Here is a 3199-nt window from a genome sequence, read left to right as displayed (position 1 = left end):
CACCGGCCCCACACCGCGCTCGGCGGCCACCCACCCGCCCACCGCGTCAACAACCTCTGCCGCGACGACAGCTAGCCGCCAGGCCGGCTACCTAAACGCCGTTTACCCTGGTGCGCCAGCGGGCCAACGCTGCGCGGGCGTGATCCCCGCTGACGTACTGCCCCCGCCGAGGGACTGCCGCCCGCCCCGCCCAGCCCGTAGGTACTGACCCGACTGGCCCACAACGCCCGGGGCCGAGGCCATCGGTGCGTGACTCGCATCGTGGGCAGCCACCGCCCCGCAGCCCCGCCGAGGCGCCCGCGCCTGACCACGAGCCGCTTTCGTCGTCGGGGTAAACGCCGTTTGCTCGACCCCGGGTCAGCTCTGCATTGTCCGGTCGTCGGATGGAGTCCGCCCGGCACGGGCTGCCTCATCCGACTCCGCCGACACCCGTCCCACATCGGGAGGTGTTCAGCCACGTGCGCCCTGGGCAGTCCACCCTCGTGGCGACCGAGCGACCTCAGAAAGTGCGTCTCGTCGAGGACCGACCTGGCGTCTGCTTCGGCGGCCGGCTCGTGCTCAACGGCGTTTATCGCGGAGGTGGAACCTGGCTCTGACGCCGATGTGCTCTGGAACGAACAGCCTCACCGGTAGCACCGTTCGCCGGCCTGTGGCGCGGTCTCGCCCGTCGGTGCTCGGCCCGCCCATGAGGGGCGACCCCGGGTGGGGACACAGGACCCGATGGCACCCTCACCGGTCCATGTCGGCGGGGCCAGATGACTGGCCGAGCCCAAGCGCCTTCCACGATGAATGTCCCCACGTCCGACTGAGGCCGACCGACCCGCAATCTGCGGGTCAGCAGCCACACGGCGGACCCGGCCCCGCCCCGCCGCGCCGACGTCGTCCTTATCTACGCCATCACCGGGAAACACCACCAAGCAGAGGTGGCGGTCAGATCGCCGCGACGGATGCCGGCCGGTGCACGTACCGAACGTCGCCGCAGTAAACGGCGTTTATCGACGCGGCGCGCGAACCTCCTTGTGCTAGTCCGAGCCCGTCCGGTACCGCCGCGGTTCGTCGAACGCGACCGGCCCTGGGTGCACGCCCCGACCGTAAAGGCCGGGCGCCGATAAACGCCGTTTACGGGCTGACTCGTTAGGGTTCGACGGCGACGGATTCGACGACGGAAAGGTGACGATCGGCGCGTCGCCACGTCGGCGCCGCATTCGCGCTCACTGCGCCAAGGTGGGCCCGGCCAGTCCTTTGATCTTCAATCAGATGCCGCGATTGGGTCGCCAGGAGGGGCGACACGTGGCGTCCTGCGACGAGAAGTACTCGACATCCCGTCGGAGCGTCGTCGCAGCACACGGAGACTGATCTGGCAAGATGCGCCTCGATCCGAAGTACCGCCCGCCGGGTGGGAAGCAAACGGAGGGGTTCTCTATGGCGCGGGTCCACGTCATCGCCAATCAGAAGGGCGGGGTCGGCAAGACCACCGTCACGGTCAACTTGGCGGCCGTGGTCGCCGATACGCTCGGGGGCAGCACCGACCAACCACGGGTACTCGGTGTCTCCACCGACCCGCAGGCATCAATGCTCGAGTGGGCAACTCGAGTGGGCGACGCGCTACCGTTCGATTTCGAGCAGTGCCACGATCGGCCCGAGGTCCTTGGGAAGCTTCGGGGCATCAAACAGTACGACCACATCTTCGTCGACACTCCGGGCAGTCTCGAGGACGAGTCGATTCTCCGCACCGTGCTTGCCCAGGCCGACGATGTGATCGTCCCGCTGGAGCCGGAGCCGATGTCATTCTCGCCGGCCGCACGATCGATCAGCCGAGTCGTCGAGCCCGCCGGTGTTCCGTGGCGGGTCCTGTTGAACAACTGGGATCCGCGCGACGGTGAGGGCGACCTGCAGCAGACGCGGGGGTTCGTCGCGGCGAAGGGTTGGCCGTCGTTCAACACGGTCATTCGGCACTACAAGCTGCACACCCGGGCGTCCGCGGAAGGCGTCACCGTCGTGCAGTACGCGAAGAACCGGGTTGCACTGGAGGCGCGCCAGGACTTTTTCAAGCTCGCGCTCGAGGTACTGGGGAGCAGCAACGGCGGAACTCCACGCCACTCCAACGGCCGGCCGAAGGAGAGTGCCGTAAACGCCGTTTACTCCGGGGTCGAGGGCTGATACATGGGGAAGCGCGTCGATCTCGCGGCTCTCGCGCAGGAGGAAGTACCCGACTTCGCTCCGACGACCCGTCAGCCCACCCCGCTGCAGGAAGTCCCGCCGCCCGCACCCGATGCACAGCCCGAGGTGGCCGACCTGGGCGAGTCCACGCTGCCGCTCGCGGACATCGCCCCCAATCCGCTGAACCGCCCCGGCGCCGAGGACGAGACCGATGATGACGAGTTCCGTGAACTCGTCGACACGATCCGTACGCACGGAGTGCTGCAACCCATCCTGGTCTGCTCCGCGGACGCGTTCACCAGCAGATATCCCGATCACGCGGGCGCGATCGACGGTGCGAGTTGGGTAGCGCTCATCGGGAACCGGCGGGTGCGGGCCGCCGCGGACGCCGGCCTCACCGAGGTGCCGGCTGTCGTGAACGACGACCGCATCACCTCCATGTACGAGGTGATGCTCGTCGAGAACGGGCATCGCAAGAACCTCTCGCCCCTCGACGAGGCCGAAGCCATGTCCCGGGTGCTGAAGGAAGAGCACATCACCCAGAAGGAACTCGCGCGCCGGGTCGGGCGTACCGCCATGTACGTCAGTCAGCGCCTCGCGTTGCTCAACCTCATCCCCGAGCTCCGCAACGCGTTTGCCGTCGGAATTCTCAAGCTCGAGGTGGCCCGCCAGATCGGGACGCTCCCCGAGGACGAGCAGCAGGCCATCGCGGATGCCGGTCAACCGTATCGGCTGCAGCCGGCGGGCGGGCCCAAGTCCGGTGTGTCCACACGACGCATCTCGGCCGGCACGCCCCAGCAGGCCGCGGAGTCCATTCGCAAGCTCTTCACTCCCGACGAGCTCGCCGAGTTGATCCGCCTGCTCGGCACCCGCAGCTAGAGTCGCCCGCTGCGTGGTGGCCAGCGTCGGTTGGCCACCACGCAGCGGCTCCGGGCCCAGCACGTGTAAACGGCGTTTACCGTCCTGCCCAGTGGGGTCCGCCAGGGTGGTGTGCGACCCGACCCTGGTGAGGGGCGTGGCGTAGACGTGTAGGGCGGCC

The 3199-nt window shown here is 68.3% G+C and carries 2 protein-coding genes; both read left to right on the top strand.

Going from position 1 to position 3199, the window contains the following annotated elements; translation table 11 throughout:
- Positions 1–1365 precede the first annotated feature (1365 nt).
- The gene (locus tag PSD17_RS12900) at positions 1366–2160 is read left to right on the top strand and encodes a ParA family protein (RefSeq protein WP_199796510.1); all 795 of its coding nucleotides are present in this window, start codon (positions 1366–1368) and stop codon (positions 2158–2160) included.
- Positions 2161–2163: 3 nt separating this feature from the next.
- Positions 2164–3039, top strand: coding sequence for a ParB/RepB/Spo0J family partition protein (locus PSD17_RS12895; RefSeq protein WP_013678683.1), 876 nt, complete (start codon positions 2164–2166; stop codon positions 3037–3039).
- The last annotated feature ends 160 nt before the right edge of the window (positions 3040–3199 follow it).

The organism is Pseudonocardia sp. D17, assembly GCF_036984265.1.
Taxonomy (GTDB): domain Bacteria; phylum Actinomycetota; class Actinomycetes; order Mycobacteriales; family Pseudonocardiaceae; genus Pseudonocardia; species Pseudonocardia benzenivorans.
This window is presented reverse-complemented; position numbering and strand designations above follow the sequence as displayed.

Bases quoted from the DNA above. Each gene is read 5' to 3' on its own strand.
- PSD17_RS12900 (WP_199796510.1), top strand. From the start codon at position 1,366: ATGCGCCTCGATCCGAAGTACCGCCCGCCGGGTGGGAAGCAAACGGAG.
- PSD17_RS12895 (WP_013678683.1), top strand. From the start codon at position 2,164: ATGGGGAAGCGCGTCGATCTCGCGGCTCTCGCGCAGGAGGAAGTACCC.